This is a genomic window from Dyadobacter linearis (genome assembly GCF_907165045.1).
In the GTDB taxonomy this organism is placed as follows: domain Bacteria; phylum Bacteroidota; class Bacteroidia; order Cytophagales; family Spirosomataceae; genus Dyadobacter; species Dyadobacter linearis.
Genome location: NZ_CAJRAU010000001.1, coordinates 213,227 through 233,900, shown reverse-complemented (window position 1 = coordinate 233,900; position 20,674 = coordinate 213,227). Strand labels below are relative to the sequence as shown.

12 protein-coding genes are annotated in these 20,674 nt (G+C 48.3%); 3 read left to right on the top strand and 9 right to left on the bottom strand.

From position 1 onward, the window contains the following. Positions 1 to 5 precede the first annotated feature (5 nt). The 6 genes from KOD92_RS00870 to KOD92_RS00845 form a co-directional block, all read right to left on the bottom strand. Entirely contained in the window at positions 6 to 3,239 is a 3,234-nt protein-coding gene (locus KOD92_RS00870) for a DUF5107 domain-containing protein (protein ID WP_215231632.1), read from the bottom strand. A 7-nt stretch (positions 3,240 to 3,246) separates the two neighbouring features. After that, positions 3,247 to 5,184, bottom strand: coding sequence for a glycoside hydrolase domain-containing protein (locus KOD92_RS00865; protein WP_215231631.1), 1,938 nt, complete (start codon positions 5,182 to 5,184; stop codon positions 3,247 to 3,249). A 32-nt stretch (positions 5,185 to 5,216) separates the two neighbouring features. Beyond that, the gene (locus KOD92_RS00860) at positions 5,217 to 6,413 is read right to left on the bottom strand and encodes an NHL repeat-containing protein (RefSeq protein WP_215231630.1); all 1,197 of its coding nucleotides are present in this window, start codon (positions 6,411 to 6,413) and stop codon (positions 5,217 to 5,219) included. Next, entirely contained in the window at positions 6,410 to 7,612 is a 1,203-nt protein-coding gene (locus KOD92_RS00855) for a hypothetical protein (RefSeq protein WP_215231629.1), read from the bottom strand. The genes KOD92_RS00860 and KOD92_RS00855 overlap by 4 nt, the downstream gene beginning before the upstream one ends. Positions 7,613 to 7,721: 109 nt before the next feature. Continuing rightward, positions 7,722 to 8,606, bottom strand: a complete 885-nt coding sequence (locus tag KOD92_RS00850; protein WP_215231628.1) for a DMT family transporter — start codon at positions 8,604 to 8,606, stop codon at positions 7,722 to 7,724. Further along, the gene (locus tag KOD92_RS00845) at positions 8,596 to 10,575 is read right to left on the bottom strand and encodes a S9 family peptidase (protein WP_215231627.1); all 1,980 of its coding nucleotides are present in this window, start codon (positions 10,573 to 10,575) and stop codon (positions 8,596 to 8,598) included. Before KOD92_RS00845 ends, KOD92_RS00850 begins: the two co-directional genes overlap by 11 nt. Positions 10,576 to 10,802: 227 nt before the next feature. Here KOD92_RS00845 and KOD92_RS00840 point away from each other — a divergent pair, with 227 nt between their 5' ends. The 3 genes from KOD92_RS00840 to KOD92_RS00830 are packed head-to-tail and all read left to right on the top strand — an operon-like array spanning position 10,803 to position 13,744. Continuing rightward, a complete protein-coding gene (locus KOD92_RS00840; protein ID WP_215231626.1) occupies positions 10,803 to 11,951 on the top strand; it encodes an SIS domain-containing protein in 1,149 nt (382 codons plus the stop codon). Between the two features lie 15 nt (positions 11,952 to 11,966). After that, positions 11,967 to 12,920, top strand: a complete 954-nt coding sequence (locus KOD92_RS00835) for a carbohydrate kinase family protein (protein ID WP_215231625.1) — start codon at positions 11,967 to 11,969, stop codon at positions 12,918 to 12,920. Then, entirely contained in the window at positions 12,917 to 13,744 is an 828-nt protein-coding gene (locus tag KOD92_RS00830; protein ID WP_215231624.1) for a class II fructose-bisphosphate aldolase, read from the top strand. Before KOD92_RS00835 ends, KOD92_RS00830 begins: the two co-directional genes overlap by 4 nt. 85 nt (positions 13,745 to 13,829) lie before the next feature. On the opposite strand, the gene KOD92_RS00825 is transcribed toward KOD92_RS00830, so the two are convergent. The 3 genes from KOD92_RS00825 to KOD92_RS00815 all read right to left on the bottom strand — a co-directional run bounded on the left by KOD92_RS00825 (position 13,830) and on the right by KOD92_RS00815 (position 20,600). Further along, a complete protein-coding gene (locus KOD92_RS00825) occupies positions 13,830 to 15,305 on the bottom strand; it encodes a RagB/SusD family nutrient uptake outer membrane protein (RefSeq protein ID WP_215231623.1) in 1,476 nt (491 codons plus the stop codon). Between the two features lie 39 nt (positions 15,306 to 15,344). After that, positions 15,345 to 18,563 carry a SusC/RagA family TonB-linked outer membrane protein gene (locus KOD92_RS00820; protein WP_215231622.1) on the bottom strand — a complete coding sequence of 1,073 codons (3,219 nt, stop codon included), beginning with the start codon at positions 18,561 to 18,563 and terminating at the stop codon, positions 15,345 to 15,347. A gap of 168 nt (positions 18,564 to 18,731) precedes the next feature. After that, positions 18,732 to 20,600 (bottom strand): serine hydrolase domain-containing protein, encoded by a 1,869-nt coding sequence (locus KOD92_RS00815; protein WP_215231621.1) that lies wholly within the window; start codon positions 20,598 to 20,600, stop codon positions 18,732 to 18,734. Positions 20,601 to 20,674: the final 74 nt, after the last annotated feature.

Genomic DNA, 20,674 nt, shown 5'->3' with positions numbered 1-20,674 from the left:
TACTATTAATCTTCCTTTTTACGCGCTTCTACCAGATCAAGTATCCTGAAAAACAAGGTAGTAAGGCTGTAATTTTTCTCTTCTGTCAACCGCTGTTTCAGCTTTTCAGAAAGCGCCTGATCATTTTGTGATTTAGCCAAAACCCATTGCACTTCCGGTGCATCGGAGCCTGTTGTAATTTCCCAATTTCGCAGCGAATCCTGTTCTGCTTTCCAATTGTTCAGAAACCCGGCGGCCTTTTCCTGCTTGCCTGCCTTTTGAAGCAAATGCACGCCGAGGTAATTATTGAGCGCATTTCGGTTACTTTCCTTGCTCGCATTGAGGGTATAATCAGAGATATTTTGAGCATACTGAGTGGCTTTCTGCGCATTGCCGAGTTGCGTTTCGCAATACGCTGCAAGGTAATCCATCAGCCGCGTATCTGGTTCGTGCGGCTTGCCGGTACCCAGGTTTTCTGGCCAGAGCCGGGCTTTTTCAAGTGCTTTTAGTATCTCGCGGTACTTTTTATTTTCCGCCAAAGCAAGCGCATTTCCGAGATTAGCTACCACATATAAAGTGTGACCTTCCCGCGCTCCTTCCTGCGGCAGAACCTGGATTTTCTCCAATACTTTTAAGCAAGCCGCGAAGTTGCCCGCATTCAACAGTGATTTGGCATAATCAATGCCGATAACCGGATTGTCAGCAAATTGCTTGTAAGCTGTTTGGGCATTAGCAAGTCCCTTATCCTGCTGGTTCCCCTCACTAAAGTGACGGGTCAGGTAGTGCCAACTGCGCCATTCTTTCGGGTTGAGTTGATTGGCTTTTACAAAATCAGCCTGTGCCGAACTGGTCGGGTCGTTTTGAAAAAGAATGCCTCTTGCGATGTAGAAAGGCGCATAATCCGGCTCGTTTTTGCAAGCTGCAAATTGGGTTTTGGCGTTTTCTTTGTCGCCAATGTGCCAATAGATCAATCCCAGATAGTAGCGGTTTTTCCAGGAAGCGGTTTGTTTTTCAGCCCACATCAAAACAGGAATTGTTTCGAGCCGATAAGGAAAAACTAACTCCGGCGACATTTCAATGGCGTTTTGCAAATGCTTTTTACTTTCCGCAGGTGCCGAATCCCGGTTAAGATACGCTAGCCAGTACGAAACGGTAGGGTACGCGGGAGCCAACGCGAGCACTTGCTTTGCCTCCTGATTTTGTCCCTGATTCACATAATCCATGGCCAGTTCGAGGTAGGTTTCATGCGGCAGCTCATTGCGAATTGCGTTCTGGAAAATGGCCTTGTTCTCCGCATCTGCTTGGAGCAAATACTGCTCGAAATGCGCATAATGATTGAGCGGGTCCACATTCAGCAGCTCTTTCCAAACCTGCACTGCTTCATCAGGTTTGTTTAATTTTCGAAGTGCAGTGCCTAGTAACTGGTACGCTACCAGGTTGTTGCGACTGTAATCCAATGCTTTCCGTGCATCACTTTCGGCCTTTTCGAAGTCCTGTTTTTGTAAGGCAATGCCCGCCAGCTGCGTGTACGCGCCGGATTTGTATTCCATCGTCCAGGTCGCCACCGACAATGCTTCTTCCGCTTTGGTCAGGTCGCCGAGCTTTCGGTACAATGCGCCGTACAGATAATTCGCGCCGCCGTGGTAGGTGTTTTCAGCCAATACTTTTCTGGCAAAATCCAGCCCTTTTGCATATTCACCATTCCGGTAATGATACTCGGCAAGTCGGATCAATGCGCCGCTGTGGGTCGCTTCCTTTTTAAGACATTCCAGGTAACGAAGCCGCGCACCTTCGAAATTGCGCATCGCATTTTCATCTTCTCCCAGCTCAAAAAGCCGCTCTGCGGAATGTGGATCCTGTTTTTCAGCTGAAAGGACAGGACGGTCAAGGATTTTTTCCGGCTGCACAGCATATACGAGCCGATCCTTACCAATGCTCACGCGAACAGATTTTTGATCAGCTGCCGACAGAAAAATTGCTTTGGTATAAACCTCCATTGGTTTCAGTTGAAGCGGAGATTGATAAACCGTTTTACCGGCTACCGTCACTTTCAGCGTATCCTGAATGGGAGAAATCGGATTGAAAATGATTTTCAAACTATCGCCTCTCACAGCCACATTAAGCGTTCCATATGGCGAAGCGTCGACCATTCCGCCAGCCGCCTTCACCGGAAACCAGTATTCCGTTTTGGTCTCAGAATAAAATGGTCCCAGCGATTTTTGATTAAATGGACTGTGAAACCCGCTCCGCTCGGCCGCCTGGTTGAATGTCACACCCGACTGTGCTTCAATATACTGTCCGTCAGAATCCGTGAGCAAATCTTCCCAAATTGCACCTTCCCGCGCCCGCGACCAGATCCATAATTTCTTGCCCGGCGCATCTGAGTACGGAGCCCAATGTCCAAACCCAAATTTTTTGTTATGCCAATACCCACCAAACCAATTCGTATGCGCGCCCATCACGTGGTAAGACTTATCCCCGCCGGAATTCACATTTTTGTAGTACGACAAATCCACACCGTTCCCGTCAATCGGCCAGGGATTGGCATTTCCATCGTGACCAACATGGTGCGTGCCTGGGAAAAAGAACTGCATATCCTCCGACGCCCGGAAAGCCGCATTCTCCCACGAAAGGTAGGCGTCGTGCAAGGGAAGGGGATTATACCAAAGGCTTTGCGTTTCGAAATAGGCTTTGTCTTTCGGAAGTACGATTTTAACGCGCCACTGCGTGCGGGAAGCCAGATCGAGGCCACCTACTACGCAGGTAACACTTCCGTCCGGGTTGTTTTGCATCACGTAATCCACCGGCGCAGCTGCCCAGGGCGCGTGACCGAGATCAAGCCCGAAGTTATGCTCAATGCCGCCGCTCGTCCACGGGCCGCGGATACCGATCGCCCGGAATTTCATTACGTGGTTGGTATACACAAACTCTTCACCAGTCGATTTTTCAACGGCGCCCATCACTTTTCCGCCTACTTCCGGCAGCACCTGTACCTTAATGTAGGGATTTTCCAGCTCCACTACTTTCCAGTTTTTTGTCGTGCTTTTGTTGGTGTAGCCGTCGAAAACGTAATAGGGATAAAATGGCGAGACTTTTTTGCCGACGCCCATGACGGGAATCGGGTTAGGGTCGGAGTAGGGATAGGTTTTGAAAGGTTGTGCTTTCTCAGTGATGCTGGCTTTTTGGGCCTGGGCTACTGCTGGTGACAACACCAGCAGCGGAAGCATAAATTGTCCTATTCTCGCAAACAATCGCGACATAAATTTCCTATTTTTTGCTTTTTAAAATAAGCTCCGCGAGTTCCATGCGCACTTTGTACCATTGCTCCTGATCGTAGCTCCAAACATCCAGGTTACCAATGGATTTGTCCCCGAATGGTTCTTTAATGAGTTGATCAACAAGCGCATCCGCGCGTTTCGAGTTGCCATCCAGCCTTGCCAGGAGGCGCAGATATTCATAATCCTGCACGCCATCACGCATCGTTTTCAAGCGTATTGACGGACAAGGTTCGGATACATTGGGCACCATTCCCGGTTTATAAATCACCGAGCCGTTCCCATTAAATTGCCGGTAGGTGAATTCCGCGTCGGCCTCCGATGCTTCCTTGTAAAAGTCTTTCCACGATTCGGGATCGTACCAGCCTCTTTCCCAGCCCGCGCCCACGCCCCAGCTGATCCAGGAGTAGGTTTTGTATTTCCAGCAAGACCAGCTGATCGCGCGGTCATTGACCAAGGGCAAGTCAATAAACGTCGAGCTACCCACCCAGCTGTTGAGCTTTTGTTCGTAAAGCATCGGACCGTAAAGCCAGTCTTTAATACCCATTTGCTGGTAATGCTTTACCGTGTCGATGTTATAGCTGATCGTGTGCGACGCCCAATCTGTAATGGATTTACCAATCACGTCCATTGCATCTTTGTTGTAACCACCGTCTACGCGGAACCTGGCTTCGGGATATTCTTTTTTGAAAAGATTACCATAAAACACCATTCGTGACCATGCTTCGGGGAAATAGGATTCGTCCAGACCATTCAAATAGACTGTCAAAAGCGTCTTTTTGGGATTCACCATCGGGAGCAAATGCTGGCGAACCTGCCGGATGCTGCTCGTGTAAATCGCCTGATTGGCCGCATTGCGTTCCACTTCGGGTTTGCCGATATCCGGCCAGCCGGCAGTGCCATGTTTTCCATACACATCAAATGGAAGCGCGAAAGTTTCCAGCGGCTCGCCGTAGCCGGGACCGTCGATGTAACCGTGTTCTTTGGTGAAAGCCTGACCGGTCAGGTATTTTTTCAATCGCTTGTCAAGCTTGTCCCACTGAATTTCAACTTTGCCATTTTTGACCTGGATTTCCGGATCGTACGTCGGGTCCATTAAGGAAATGCGGTTTCGTTTGAAAAGCTGGTACACAGCGAGTTCCTGTTTTTCCTCCATTCTGCTCAAAAAACCCTCGTGTTGCAGGCTGGCTTTGAAAGCGTTTTCGTTCGGCAGTTCGAAGTCCCAGACAGTCAGGCTGATGGGCATTTGTCTGCTTTGCCCGCCAATCGTAACGGTAATCGTGCTCTGATACCTACCAGGTTTTGCCTTTTGCACGTCGAGCGGGATAAACTGATCCACCCAAATGATCTGCGAACGCTGGCCGCTGATCCGGTTATTGAAATCGGGCAATGTAAACGGGTATACCCAGCGGCCGTGTACTTTTGTCGAGTCGGTTTGGATGTACTTAAATGGGATCAATGCGTCGGGGTACCAGCCTTTACCGAGTGTGGATTTGGGGTACCCAGTGCTCGTACTCTGCACATTGACAGACCATTCCAGAAATAATTCAGGCTTGATATTCAGCTCGGAGTTTCCATTTTTGAAAGGCGTCATATCAAGCTTGATGCCCGTTAACTCCGCGTCTGTTTCATTGGTAAGCACGAGTTGAAACGATACATATTCGCCCCGCGCGCCGTGCAGCGAAACCTTTTTGCCATCGAACAGCCAGTTTTTATCCAGAAGATTTCCTTTTCCGGCTTGGTTGGAAGGAACACCTTTGAAGCGGTGTTCGATGATTTCATTTGTAACCGGATCGAGGCGGACGGAGGAAGGTAATGCCCGCAGCTTCCACGGGTTTGCTTGCCACAGGTCGGACGCATAAGTTTTTGTCCCGAAGCTGAATGCATTCAGCGCGAGAAGACAGAGGATGAATTTTGTAAATCGGATCATAGTGAAGGTGGTTCAGGAATGTGGGTGATCGACTATTGGCCGACGGGAAAAATCATCAACTGGCTCAATGCTTCATCTTCGCCCATAACCATGTATTTTCCATCCGCCGAAGCTGCCAGCGTACTCAGCTGAAAGCCTCGCCACAAAATACCCTGCTCAATACCGGGTTCCACCATTTTAAATTCAGGATTACCCAGATCGACAAAACCAGCATTTTCATCATACGAAAACAAATGCGAATAACCCGGCGCGCCACCAGCTAATCCGTACAACTTCCCATCGCGCCCAAAAGCCAGCGCCTGCAACCGGCCCATCATCATAGGTTTACCCAGGTTTTTGATCTTTTTAGTAGCAGGATTCAGTACAAACAACTGACCGTCACCTGCGTTGCCGCCGTACAGTTTTCCGTCCGGCGCTTTGGCCCAGGCTTCTACTTGACCCAGCACTTCACGTCCCCAAACAGCAGGCAGTGGCGTTTCCAGGAATTGAAATGTCTTTTTGGCAGGATCAAATGCAAATAGCCGGTTGCCAGCGGTACTGCCATACACTAGTCCTGCATTGTCCTGAACGAGTGATTTGCAGAGATAAGCCTCTGGTCCGATCGCAAAATCATGCGCGTCTTTCAGGTGCTTTTCTTTGGGAGCGACCTGGTCGAATGCCTGCGTCTTTTTGGTCGCAATGTCGTAGGTGAAAAACCGCCCGCTCGGGTAACTAATCCCGTACAGCTCGGTGCCTTGTTTGTTGCTTAGCAATGTGAAAATGCCTTCTCCGGCGACAGGAACGCCCAAATCTTTTACTTCAATGGCATCTCCGTTTCCAACACTCACCTGCAACAAATGACCCGCTGGCTGGTTTTTCTGTCCCATTGTTCCCGCGAACAGCTGGTTACCCGCACCTTTACAAAAGCCGGTGGCAATGCTTTTTTGTCCGGGAATAATATCCTGCAAATCTCTCACCGTCACCACTTTCCGGCCCGAAATGGATGCTATGAAAAGGTAGGGTGATAAGCCTTCCTTCGCCGTGGTACCACCCAATATCCGATCGCCTTGCACAATCAGAGAAGTGATCGCATTGCGGTACATGGGCAGGCGTTTTTCGGCGCTGTTGGGTAGGGAAACTTCTATTGCAAATGCATTCTTTGGTGTAAAAAACGTGTATTGAGCTAGCAGCGGGGCAGAGCAGGACAGGTATAAGGCTGGGAAAAGTATTTTTTTAGTCAGGTTTTTCATTTCCGGATTTCTTTTTCGGGATTGAACTGGATCATAAAAGGGCGGGTGGAATCGCCTACCCCCGAAGGATTGCGGCGGGCGGCGAAGTACAGGTTCCCGTCCTTATCCCGGATGTCGCAGCCGGTAGCTTCGGTGATCTCTGTGATCGGATATTCGCGCAAAATGGTCTTTTTGCGGGTTGCGGGATCGTATTCCACCAGCACGGTTTTGTCTTTCAATACATAATTACCATGACCGCCAATGATGTAATACAGCTTTCCATTTTTTCCAATGTTCAGATTAGGTACATAAGGCCCCCAGGCGTTCGCTTTGCCTGTTTCAATCACGCCTCCCAGGTCTTCAACTTTTCCGATTCCGTTCTTTTCAGGGTGAAATGCGATGAGTTTTGCGCCGTATGTGATCAGGTAAATGATTCCTTTGGCTTCGTCTTTGGCGTAGGCGGTTACGCCTGTGATGATTTTGGAGCCGGGTGTCCCTGCGAATGCAGGCAGACTTTCACGCGCAAAAACCAGTGAGTCGATATCTTTTTCATACTTGACGAGTCGCTGCCGCCAGTCTACATAATAGCAGTTTCCCCACCAGTCGGTAAACAATACACGCGGCACATGCGAGCTGGCCAGACGACCGAGGTCGCGCATTTGATTTTTTTCGGGATTGTAGACCAAGAAATGCGCCTGCGGATAAGTTATTCCGTAAATCGTCCCCGTTTTTGGATCAATGTCGACATCCTTGATACTTTCATATTGCATGCCGATTCCCAGGTTTTGCAAGCCTGTTTTAGGATTCCATTTCATGAAAAACCCGCCTGCATAACCTTGCGGATGTTCCATCAGGTACTCCTCTCGTGACTCGCCACCATCGGTAGAGAAAAAGATAGAACCGTCGGGTGCCGCCACAATCTTGGAATGTATTTTCCCCTGCCACTGATAAGGCAGCAAATGCGCCAGATCCTTGATGAAACCATTGAGTTTCATCGCATTTGCAGTCGCGTCAAACGTGTACAAACCAATATTGTTCGCATGGTTGGTAACGCCGATATGCACGGTGTTGGAAGCTGCATTGTAGCCGATCGAACCCCAGGTGGAATGCGCTTCGGGAAAATCAGGGTATTCAATGAAGGCGACATTTTTGTCCGCCTTCTGGGCGAAAGCGGTGGCTGCGCACATCAAACACAGCCAGAGTTGTATTGTACGTGTCAAAGGTTAAAGATTTAGGTAAATGTTTTATTTACGCTAATGTAAAAAATGGAATCGATTTTGCACAGTATGAAGTCTAATTTCTTTCGAAATCTTTCTTTTAAATTTCATTTCAGCTTTTAACTTCCTCAAAACCCATTAAAATTGCCGAGACTATGGCGAGCGCAATCCCTGCAATGATGACCGGGTGGGGGATGGTTTGGTACAAAGCCAGCGATAACGCGACCGTAAGTACCGGCGAAAGCGCGGTAGTAATAGGCGCGATGATAATCGCTTTTCCATAGCGAAATGCATATACCAGACAAAGCGCGCCAAACGCATTGAGCGATTGGATAATTGCTGACAGGTACGGACCCTTAAAACTCCATTCGATCGGCTGACTAAAATCAGTAAGATACAAAGCAAAAGGAATGAGCATCACCGACGTTGCCATCATATAAAAATACAGGCTTTCGGCCGACATGATCTCATTGGCAAAACGCATGATATACCCCTGCGCGCCCCACGCTAGCAGCGGAATGGCGGTAAGCAACATCCAGGTATAACCACTGACCTGTGCACCACCAGCCGGCTGATAGGAAAGCATAAAAATGGAAACGAGCGCGATCCCAACGCCAATCCAGCCTAATCTGCCTGTTTTCTCATGAAGTAGAAAAACCGCCAGCAGTATAGTGACTACGGGAGTTAATGAAAGCAGCGGAAAAACCAGATAAGCCGGCGCAATGCGCAGAACAAAAAATAGAACTAGCTGACCGCCAGCGCCTAGTAGCCCCGCTGCGCCGCCCCAGATCATGGCGCGTTTGTTGAAATCCAGCTTCCAGCCTTTGATTTTCAATGCAGCCAATGCGGCTGGCACCATTGTGAGTGCCCAAACGACGTATCCTAATGTTGCAGGAAAACCATTCTTTTCGGGTATTTCAATGACTGCGCCCCATACGCCGATGAACAGCACGTGAATGATCACATATATCAGCCAACTATTTGTCTTACTGCTCATTAGATGTTGTTTTTACATAGGTGTCAAACCAGTCGATCATCCTCGCATTCAGGTCGGCTTTGTTGCTTGGACTTAGCTCGGGCCGCCAGCCGTGGCCTTCGCCTTTGTATTGCACGAGCCTGGTTTCGACGCCTCGTTTTTTGAGGGCAACGTACATTTCCTCGGCCTGTGAAAAAGGTACTTCATTGTCGGTTTCGCCGTGCAAAATCAGTGTTGGCGTGGTCGCTTGTGCCACATTACGCAGCGGCGACCATTTCCAAAGCTCATCAAAACGTTCGTAAGCCCGCCCGCCGAATTCGGATTCCATTAATGAATGATATAATGAAGTACCCGCAAAACTGACCAGGTTACTTAGTCCGCCGTCGCTTACAGCCGCTTTGAAACGGGAAGTTTGCGAGACGATCCAGTTGGTCATGTAGCCCCCGTAGCTCTGGCCGGTTACGCCTAACCTTTCGGGATCCAGCCAGGGGGTTTTATCCAAAACAAAATCGACACCCGCCATTAAATCCTGATAATCACCGCCGCCCCAGTTCAACAGCGTACCGTTTGAAAAAGCTTGTCCATAACCGTGGCTGCCTCTTGGATTGACATAAACGACCGCATAACCAGCCGCCGAAAGCAAATGCATACGCTCGTCAAAATCGTGACCAAACATATTATGCGGCCCGCCGTGGATCACAAGAATGAGTGGATATTTGTGCGTTTGTTCAAAATCAACAGGCAGCATTAACCATCCCTGAACCTTTGTATAATCGAAGCTTTCAAACCAGAATGTTTCCGCTTTTTGAAGCGTCTTATCTTGCAGTAACTCGGAATTTTCCTGCGTGATCTGCTCAATAGTGCCTTTATTTTTGCTTCTAAATAGCTCAGCAGGCTGGTTTGAATCTGATTTTACAAATACAAAATCGTCTCCAATGGCATCAAGACAAAATTCAGAAATGCAGCCCGAACCACCCCGAACCATTTCGACCTTTTCACCAACACTACTAACCCGATAAATGGAAGTATCCCCGTGATCGCCAGCAGTGCAGAATATGTACTTTCCCGACGGATGCCAGCGAATGTGCTCGATCCGCCTGTCCAGGGATTTGGTCAGATACTGAAAACTGCCTCCATTGGAAGAAATCAATGCAATGTGCGTATCCTCGGCGGGACTGTCATTCGTGCCAATGCTCCCGGAAGTTGCCAGAAATGCAATGTGCGCACCATCGGGCGACCATTTTGGCTGGTATGCCAGACCTTGATGTTCAGTTAATCTCGTGATTTCCAGGCTCGCAATATCAACCTTCCAAACATCACTTTGCTGAATATCATCTGGCCTGGCGGTTCGATTGCTGATGAATGCGATGTGGCGACTGTCCGGCGACCAGGTAATGGAATGCTCGTTAAAATTTCCGGGAGTAAGCAGCGTTGGTGATCCTCCCTCGGCTGCAATCAGGTATATGTGCGTATAGGCACGATCGGCATACACTGGCCTGCCGCTTCCGCCTTTGGATTTGTAAAGCAGATCGTCAAAAACGCATATTCCATTGTGTTCTTCTTCTTTCGAATCAGGAATGTCGGCACTGAGATAGGCGATGTACTTTCCATCGGGCGACCAGATGCAGTTATTTTCTGCAAGATGATTGATGAAATATGAAGATCCGTAGCGCTGGACTAAAAATTGGCTTGTTGCTTTTGCTATTAAATAGATATGGAGCTCTCCATGCTCGTTTTCATAAATAAGTCGGCTGCCATCCGGCGACCATGCGTGCACAGTACCTTTTCCTAAAACCGTTTTTGCGGCTGTTTCACCGGACAGAAGTACTATCAAATCATAACGTTCATTCTCCGCTATATCCGCGGCAGAAACGTGATACACGAGATCGTCGCCGACAGGAGAAAGCAGGGGTGTTCCCACTTTTCTGATCCTCCATAAATCATCTATCAAAAGTCCCCGAGGTGAGGCTTTTACATCCTTTGAAATCATAAAAGTGGGTTCAGGCAGTGATTGTGTTTGCAAGATATGTCCTCCTGAGAGAAGTTACCTGCTACAATTCACTAATATTTATCCGCAATATATGAGTAAGCATAAATAAATTAAAAGAAAGGTTTAATAATATTTTTTACTTTCGTTTTATGATGTTTAATTTGAATTGTGGTGACAGGGTTATCTTAATGTCACCAACAACCGTCTTCTAATCGACCGCGAGAATAATGCAGAAAAATGAAATAACGGAGCTTGAAAGCGGTGCGGAAGCACACACGCAACGGGAAATCCTATCGCAACCAGAGCTTTGGCAAGAAGTATATCATTTAATAAAAAAGGAAAGCGCCAAAATCAGCAGCTTTTTAATGCCGGTTTTGCAAAAGCAAAATCTCAGGATACTTCTTACGGGTGCTGGGACCTCGGGTTACATTGGTGATGCCGCACAAGGAACGTTACAAAAGTTGTGGCGCAGAACAGTTCAGGCGGTGCCGACAACCGAAATCGTAACCCAGCCTGAGGCCACTTTTATCCGGTCGGTTCCCACGCTTTTGATCTCATTTGCACGCTCAGGAAATAGTCCGGAGAGTGTTGAAGCGGCGAGATTAGCCAATCATTGCTGCGACGAAATTTACCATTTGATTATCACCTGTAATGGCGAAGGTGCGCTGGCGAATATGCATTCGGAAGCTTCTAACAACGTATTCTGCCTCATTTTGCCGGAGCGGACGAACGATAAAAGTCTCGCGATGACAAGCAGTTTTACCTGCATGCTGCTTAGTGCGCTGCTGGTTGCCCGGGTGGATTCGCTTGAAGATGAACATCCGAAAATTCAGCGCATTACGGAACAGGGAAATGTGATCCTGGAAAAACAAACACTGCTCGAAAATCTGGTTCTAAGTGGCTTCGAACGAGTGGTGTTTTTGGGTTCGGGCGAAAATCTTGGTATTGCAAAGGAATGCCATCTCAAACTGCTTGAATTGACGGACGGGAAGCGGGTAGTTATGTCTGATTCTTTTCTTGCATTCAGGCACGGGCCGAGAGCTTTTGTGAATGAGAATACGCTCATGGTTTACCTGTTTTCAAGGAATCCGCATATCCAACGCTACGAGCGGGATTTGGCGGAGGATATTTCGCGTGACGCGCGGGCAATTTATTCGCTGCAAATAGGTGGCGTCGATGGACTGGTTTTGCCAAACAGCAGTAAAATAGAATTGAGTATTGATACGGAAAACCAATACCAAATGATCCCTGTGACGCTGGTGGGGCAGTTACTGGGCTATTATAGCTCGGTGCACCTGGGTATTAATCCGGATAGCCCGTCTACGTCCGGGTCCATCAGCAGGGTGGTGCAGGGGGTGAATATTTATACAGAATAAAAAGCTGAACCGCGTATGTTGACTCCGAAATTGTTGGTTGTAGGCGAGCTGAATGTCGACCTGATTTTGAATAAAATCCAGTCATTTCCTCAGGTAGGCAAGGAGATGATCGCGGACGATATGAATATGTGCCTGGGCAGTTCTGCGGCCATTATGGCGGCAAATAGTGCTGCAATGGGCGTAGATACAGCTTTCTGCGGCGTGGTTGGAGAAGACTACTTTGGTGATTTTATCCTGAATGAACTCGAACGCAAATCCGTCAGCTTCCGGCATGTAACAAGACTTCGGGAGCATAAAACTGGCTGCACGATGATTTTGAATTTCGGTCAGGATCGTGCGAACGTGACTTATCAGGGCGCGATGAATGCGCTGACCATCAATAATATACCTTTTGGTAAACCCTCCCCTTATCAACATCTGCATGTGTCGAGTTTGTTTCTCCAAAAAGGAATCCAGCATGACATCGAGCAGATTTTCAGAAGTGCGAAAGCTGCCGGAATGACCACGTCGCTGGACCTGCAATGGGACCCGACCGAGCAATGGGCATTCGATTACGCGCGCTGCCTGCCTTATGTGGATGTTTTCATGCCTAACGAATCGGAATTGCTGGCGCTTACCAAAACGGATTCCATTGAGAGCGGCATTGAAAAAATTCGTCCTTACCTGAATACACTTGCCTTAAAAATGGGCAGAAACGGCAGTATGGGCATTTCCGGCGACCAGCGAGTAGCAGTACCCGCTTTCGAAGTGGAGCATTTCGTAGATGCAATCGGCGCGGGAGATTCTTTCAATGCAGGATTTATTCAAAAATACATTTCCGGTGCCTCTTTGGAAGACTGCCTGAGAGAAGGTAACCTGATGGGCGCGCTTAATACCACGGCTGCGGGCGGCACAGGTGCATTCTGCAACCTGAACAAGATCAGCGAAAACATAAAAGACTTCTGGGGAATCGAATTAAGCCTGTCATGAAATTAAAGGAAAAATTACGCGAATTAACACAGTTGAAAAAAGGCTTGCTGGCTACTAATTACTACGATTTGGAAACGCTTCATGGTGTATTGCAAGCAGCAGCCGAAACCAAACAGCCTGTGATCCTGCAACTTACCCAGAGCTCCATTGATTACATGGGCCTGAAAACGGCAGTAAACCTGGGGCGAAACGGGCTGGAAGAATTTGGCGTGGAAGGCTGGATCCATTTGGATCACGGCGGGTCGGTGGATCTGGTGCAACGTTGCCTGGACGCGGGTTTTGATTCGGTGATGATCGACGGGAGTGAGCTGGCTTTTGAAGAGAATGTAAGACTGACCCGCGAAGTAGTGGAACGAGCCAAAAGTTACGGCGCACACGTGGAAGCAGAACTGGGTTACGTGGCGAAACTAGGCCAGTCGCATCATACGACAGGCTTTACCCAGCCAGACGAAGCCGCAGCTTTTGTAGAAGAAACAGGCGTAGATGCACTTGCAGTAGCGATCGGCACAGCGCACGGATTTTATAAAGAAGAACCCAAACTGGACATTGATCTGCTGCGCAAAATCGCCGAAAAAACCGCAGCTACACTCGTATTGCACGGCAGCTCGGGCGTACCCCATTCACAGGTGCAGCAGGCGATTTCAAATGGAATTTGCAAAGTGAACCTGGCGACTGAAATTAAGAACATATTCATGGCGTCGCTGAAATTCGAACTGGCTTATAACGAGGATATTGATCTTCGGAAAGTGTTTCCAAAGGCGACTTGCAAGATTACGGAATTGGTGAAAACTAAGCTGGAAATGGTCGGGAATGTAGGTGGGTGAAATTAACTTTTCTGTTAGTTAAAGAAAGAGGGTGTCTCAAATATTGAGACACCCTCTTTCTTTAATTCCCTAATTCAATCTCACATCAATACCCCTCATTCTGCACAATCGCAGGCGAGCTGGTAATCACAGCCAATGCTGGAATTGGATACAGCAACTGGTACGCTTTAATCGGGGTTGAAATTCCGACTGTGCTTTTTCCAGGGCCGGAAACTTTTGCATTCATCACTTCCATCGCACGACCAGTTCGCAGCAGATCAAACCAGCGGTGTCCTTCAAATGGTGATTCCAGACGTTCTTCGTTGTAAACTGCTGCTTTGAAAGTTTCGTAAGTCAGTCCGCTCAGGTCGGTCAGTTTCGCGCGTTTCCGAACCTGGTTGATCGCTGCATAAGCGTCGGCGTCAGGGCCTTTTTTTGCTTCATTTAATGCTTCTGCATACTGTAACAGGATATCTGCATAACGGATCACGTACCAATCCGCTCCTGAGTCTGCGTAACCGCCGCCTGTTTCGCGCTCCACATAGCCGCGGATGTATTTGGCAGCGACGAATGTTGCGCCATTCTGGTATCCGTCAGCAATGTTGTTCCGGCGTAAATCGCCTGTCGTGTAAGCCGCAGCAATGTCATCGGTAGGTTGGTTAAACCCGTACGCGCCGCCGGATGGAATCGTAATTCCCTCTGAACCAGTAGGAGCGAAGTGATTTGGAAGGTTTGAGCCAAGTCCATTTGCTGCACCTTTGTATTGCGCCTGCCAGATCGCCTCCGGATTTCCCTGCTGTCCGGCTTTGTACAAATCCGCATAAGCTGGCAACAGGCTGTAAGTACCCGACGTCACCACTTTCTTGAATTCAGCAGCTGCTTCGGTGTATTTTTTCTGGGTCAGGTAAACTTGCCCGAGCAGACTTTGCGCCGCGCCCTTTGTGGCCCTGCCCACGCTTGCTTCATCATAAGAAACGGGAACTAGTCCCTCTGCCTTTACAAGATCCGCTTCGATCTGCGCATACACTTCCGGAACAGTAGCGCGGCCCACTTCATAACTGGCATCAATGTCTGTTACCGGCTCAGTTACCAACGGAACTCCGCCGAAAAGTCGCACGAGATTGAAGTAACCCAGTGCCCGGAGGGTCAGCGCTTCGCCGGTATATTGTTTTTTTAGGTTATCCGACACAGCCGATCCTTCAATCTTGGCAAGGATACTATTACATCTGGCGATCATATTGTAGCTGGTCTGCCAGAATGCAGTAAGGTGCTCATTATCTGTCGTTTCGCGGAATTCGTCAAGGTTCCTTTTCGCATCGTTTCCGTCTCCACCGGCGACGAGCTCGCTGGTGTTATCAGAACGAAGGTCCACCAGCAGCGAGTAATATCCATTACCCGAATACACTTGAGAAAAGGCGGAGTAGGCTCCCACGAGCGCTTGGTTGAAGTCAGATTCGGTCTTGAAAAAGTCCGTTTCGCCGATCTGGGAAATGGGTTTTGATTCGAGAAAATCTTCACAGGAAGTCCCCGAAAATGCCAGGATAACCAGTGCTACTGCTATTTTTATATTCTTTGAGATCATAAGAATCAATGTTAAAAGATTGATTTGTTTTCAGTTGGATCAGAAACCAAGGTTAAGGCCAAATACGATAGTTCTTGCCACCGGGTAAGTACCATAATCGATGCCGGGCGTGAGCGCAGATGAGATCCACGGGTCACCTTCGGTTGTATTCACTTCCGGATTGTAGCCCGAGTATTTCGTGAAAGTGTGCAGGTTCTGAATGTTCATATAAACCCGCGCATTTTTCAAAATAGTATTACCACTCAATATTTTGCCCAATCTGTAACCAATGGTAATGTTTTTAATACGCAGGAATGAGGCATCGTCCACCAGGTATGACGAGATCGTACGGTTGTTGGCCGAGCTGCCCGCACCGAATGTTCTGCCGTCACCCGGCTCTTCCGGCGAGCGCCAGTAGTTCACCGAAATCGTTCCGTTGTTGCGGTAAGCGCTGCGTTTCGTCAGGTTCATCACTTCTACATCCTGAACACCTTGCAACGAAAAGCCGAAATCCAGGTTTCCGTAATTGAAGCTGTTTGTAAGACCGTAAGTGAATTTCGGCAGGTTATTTCCGATAATGGTTTTGTCAGAATCATTGATCACGCCATCATTATTCAGGTCCCTGAATTTGGCATCACCTGCGAAAGTATTCGGCAAATGCGCGGAAGCGTTTACTTCGTCGATTGTATTATAAACCCCGTCGAAAATGTAGCCGTAATAGCTTCCCAGCGGGCTGCCGATCTGCGTAATATGTGTCAAAGAGTTCTCCTGGGCACGGTTGGCGACAATGATCGGTGTGCCGCCCAGGCCGAGCGATTCCACTTTGTTTGTGTTAAAAGAGATGTTCGCGTTGGTGTTCCAGGTGAATTTATCCGTCTTAAAATTTCTAGTTTCCAATGCAAGTTCAACACCTTTATTACGCAGACTTCCCAGATTACGCAATGCAGTTTCGTAACCCGTTGAAAGTGGCACGGGAACATTGAGGAGTAAATCAGAAGTAAGCTTGTTATAGTAGTCGAAAGTCAGGAAAATTCGGTTTTGGAAAAGTCCAAGATCAAGCCCCAGGTCAAATTCTTTCGCTTTTTCCCAACCCAGATCAGCATTGCCCAAAGAACCTTGCGCCAATCCGCTGGCAATGGAGCCGTCGCCTGAACCCAGTATGTAATTACTGCCGTAGATCAGTCCGACCGAAGCGTAGTCGGGAATCTGGTTGTTACCAATCAGACCATAACTCGCACGCAACTTCAACTCACTCACAGCAGCTACATCAGCCATAAATTGTTCCTGCCCGATCCGCCAGCCGACCGAAGCCGAAGGGAAATTCCCCCATTTGTTGTCCGAACCAAAACGGGACGAACCATCGCGGCGGAATGTGGCTGTCAGGAAGTATTTTTCATCCAGATTATAAGTGGCGCGGCTCAGCAATGAAAGCAACGTCCATTGTGAACGGATCGAACTTCCGCCCGTTACAATACCTGCATTCAGCGTCGGTACGAGGTCGTTCGGGAAAGAGTTTGCATTGACTGCCGTCGAGTTGAACGAAGATTTCTGTTCTGTTAAGCCCACGAGCACATTCAAGTTATGACGCTCTGCAAAACTATTATCGTAAGTCAGCGTATTTTCATTGATCCAGCTAATATTAGTAGCCGCGTAAGAACGACCATTTGAAGGATTTACACTGATAAAGGAAGGCGAAAACTTGTTGTTACTGAATGTATTAACATCCGCATTGATACTTGTTTTGAATTGAAGGTTTTTTAAAATATCAATAGTCGTAAACAAGCTTCCCACGGTGCTGAACTGGTTCATGGTATTCTTAATTCCCTCCCCAAAAGCCAGCGCGTTGTTATAAATGATGTTCTGCGTGGTACCGTCGTCGTAATGCAGCGTGTAGGAAGTTGCATAGGAACCGTCTGCATTCCGGGCGGGATATAAGCCGGGAACCGACATTACCGTAGTGGCTACCGCGCCGTAATCCTGGATCCCGCCGGTGGTCGCGATCCGGTTATTGGTGTAAGATGGCGCAACACGGAAGCCGACTTTTACCTTTTCAGAAACCTTCGCATCTACATTTAAACGAAATGCATATTTTTTGAAACCGGAGTTGATCACGATACCTTCCTGGTTCTGGTAGTTACCCGACAGGTAATACCGCGCATTTTCCGTTCCACCCGAAGCCGACAGCTGGTAATTTTGCATTGGCGCGCGGCGATAAAGCAGGTCTTGCCAGTCCGTGAATGGGAGGGAGGCCGCATTTTTGAATTCGTCGGCAATCTTGTATTGAGGTCCGCTTCTTACTGAATTGGGGTCTGTTGCTTTTCCGCCCGCGCGCACCCAGTCGGTATTCCGCTGATCTGTAAGGCGTTGGGTATATTGCTGATTGGTCATGATCCCCACTTTTTTCGCAATTTCCTGGAAACCGTAGCTCGCATTCAGGCTGATCTGCGACTTGCCCGCCGCTCCCGTTTTGGTAGTGATCAATACCACACCGTTGGATCCCCGTGAGCCGTAGATAGAGGTAGCAGATGCATCTTTCAATACGTCAATGGACTGAATATCACCAGGGTTAATGCTCGCCAGCGGGTTTACGGGAGACTGATCTCCAATATCTCCGCCCTGGGCAGATGCATTACTTATTGAGTTGTCAAGCGGCACACCGTCAACAACGTACAAAGGCTGGTTACCCGCTGTAATAGAGCCGGTTCCCCTGATTTTGATAGACATTCCACCACCTGGTGCTGCTGAGGTTTGCTGTACCTGCACACCTGCCATTTGTCCCGCCAATGCTTCACTGAATGAAACCACGGCCCGGTCCTGTAATTGCCGCGAACTCACCGAGGCAATCGAGCCCGTCAGCTCGCGCTTGGACTGGCTTCCGTAACCCACTACTACAACCTCATTCAGCGATTTATCCCCCGTTTCGAGTTGCGGAGAGATAGTTGAACGGTTTCCGACAGCTTCTTCAACATCACTGTACCCTATATACGTAAATAGCAATGTGCTATTTGCGGGTACCTGGATTTTGTAGGCTCCGTTCGCATCGGAAACAACACCGTCGGTACCGCCTTTAACCCGGATCGATACGCCGACCAGCGGCTGACTGGTTGCTTTTTCTGTAACCACGCCATTCACAGTCACCAGATTCGCCCGATTTGGCGTCTGTGCCTGGACCGATGCACATAATAAGAATAGGAATAGCACTTTGAAGACTATTCCCAGAGGCACTCCGCGTTCGTTACGTAAACGAATATGACGCTCGGTAAAATTTAGTTTTCCCATGAGTAATGGAAGTAAGGGGCTAGAAATGATTGAATCGAAAGGTATCGAAACAAATATATGTTATTTGTCAAAAAGAAAAACTTTTTCGTAAGAAAAAATTAGTAATTGAATTTAAAAAGAAAGGTATTGACGGTTTTGGTGAAATTTTCTGGATGTTTTACTGACACATCACCAGAACCAGCTGTTTTCCGCCAAAACCTGGAACAAGTAGCAAGAGGAGAGTGCGATGAGCACCAGGTAAATTTTTAGTCCGATGCTATTGAGCGATTTCCATTTCAGGGCCAGAATAATTACGATAAGCAGCGTACCCAATGCAAAAAGGTACTTTCCAACCGTCCAGATGATGAAAAGGGTGGCGGTTGGGGCGGCTTGCTTCATGTGTTCAAATAGCTGGCTGATCGATAGCAGGACCAATGTCAGTCCGATGGTTATCAGAACAGGTGAGAATTTTGGTAAAAGCTGGTGACGCGGGATTTTCTTCATTAAAACAAGAACCAGATTCCCCAGCAGGAAAAAGAGGGTTGTAACTAATATCAGTACACTAACGGCAAAACAAAGGATGGAAGCCAAGGCGGCAAATGCGGTGGTTTTCTCAAAATAAAGCGTTCCGTCTACGATTACCGGATTTGATTTACTATCCTTCAACAACAGGATCCGGGGAGTGACAGCATATTGGTTGTTATACCTCAATCCCGTTTCGTCAACCGCCTGCCATTTCATCGAGCCGCGGCCCAGGATCCGAACGTTCAGTTCCCTTCCTGAGGCTTCTACCTTAATAGTATTGGTAAGTGTTTCAAAAAAGCCCGTATAGAGCTGATCCGGATTGCTTAACCTGTAATAACCCAAAAAAGGATTTGCCGCCTTGATATTGACAGGATATGTAACCGGGGGAGCAGGTTTTGGGGCTTTCTGTAAAATGAATTGACTGATCAAATGGTCGGCGTACCGATAAAATGATTCGTTATGGGTATTGATGGCGAAGGCGTACCCTAACCTCGCATTTCGGTTATACAGAAAACTTGACAAAAACCCGCCAATGGCGCCGCGATGGCCCCGGAAAATATGTCCACCCAGCTCATGGGATTCGTTCCCGTATCCATAAGTACTATGTAAGCCCGCCGAAGCAGAAAGATATGTATGAGGTGTTTCCGTATCACTTAGTGCGGCTTCCGAAAGAAACTGGCCGGAGGGAATTTTCCAGTCGCTTAAATAGGCTTTCAATGCATGGGCGAGATCGGCTGCGCTGATATTCAGGGAGCTGTATCCCGCATTGAACGCAGGTTGGTGGGGCACTAGCTGAAAATGAGCGCCATTCCAGATGTAACCTTTGCTGTATTTGTCGGAGCCATCACCGGTTAGCGCCAGATTAGCGTGGGGCATTTGCAATGGCTTGAATACCTTTTCCCGCAGATATTCGCTTGCCGGTACACCCGATACCTTTCCAATAATGTAGTCTAAAATCGCATAATTGACGCTGGAATAGGCATGGCGCTGGCCAGGCTCCCATCTGGATACCATAAAATCCTGAAAAACTTCGACCGCCTCTTTGGCTGTGTACTGTTTGCCGGTAAAGTTGTATTCTTCAAAAGGGGACTTGTCGCTGAAACCGGTTGTATGCTCCATTAATCCGGCGATGGTAACGGGCCGGGTGGTTTCCCATTTATTCTTGAATGCGATTTCCGGTGCTATATCCCTCAATTTCGTTTCGGGCCGCAATTTTCCTTCTTTGAACAAATTCATAATACCAAGCGCTACAAACATTTTGGTAATGGACGCGCCGCGAAACAGGTGCTGGTCGGTTACCGGCGTTTTCTTTTGGATGTCGGAATAGCCCAGTCCACCGGAGAAAACGATCGAATCATCCTGCACGATCGCGAGCATCATTCCAGCAATGTGCTGCCGCTGCATCTCGGCCGCCAGTTTTGTTTTCAGTTCATCCAAAGTCCCGGGAGCGGGTTCCTGGGCATGAACCCCGGCAAGCGTGTTGATGAATAATACTGCCAAAGCAGAAAGAAACAGGGTAATGCGACGGGCCATTTGATTTCGGTTATGAGTTGGTTGGTAATAGCCGAAATAGGAGAAAAATGGCAATCGGTACGTTCGGATGTATC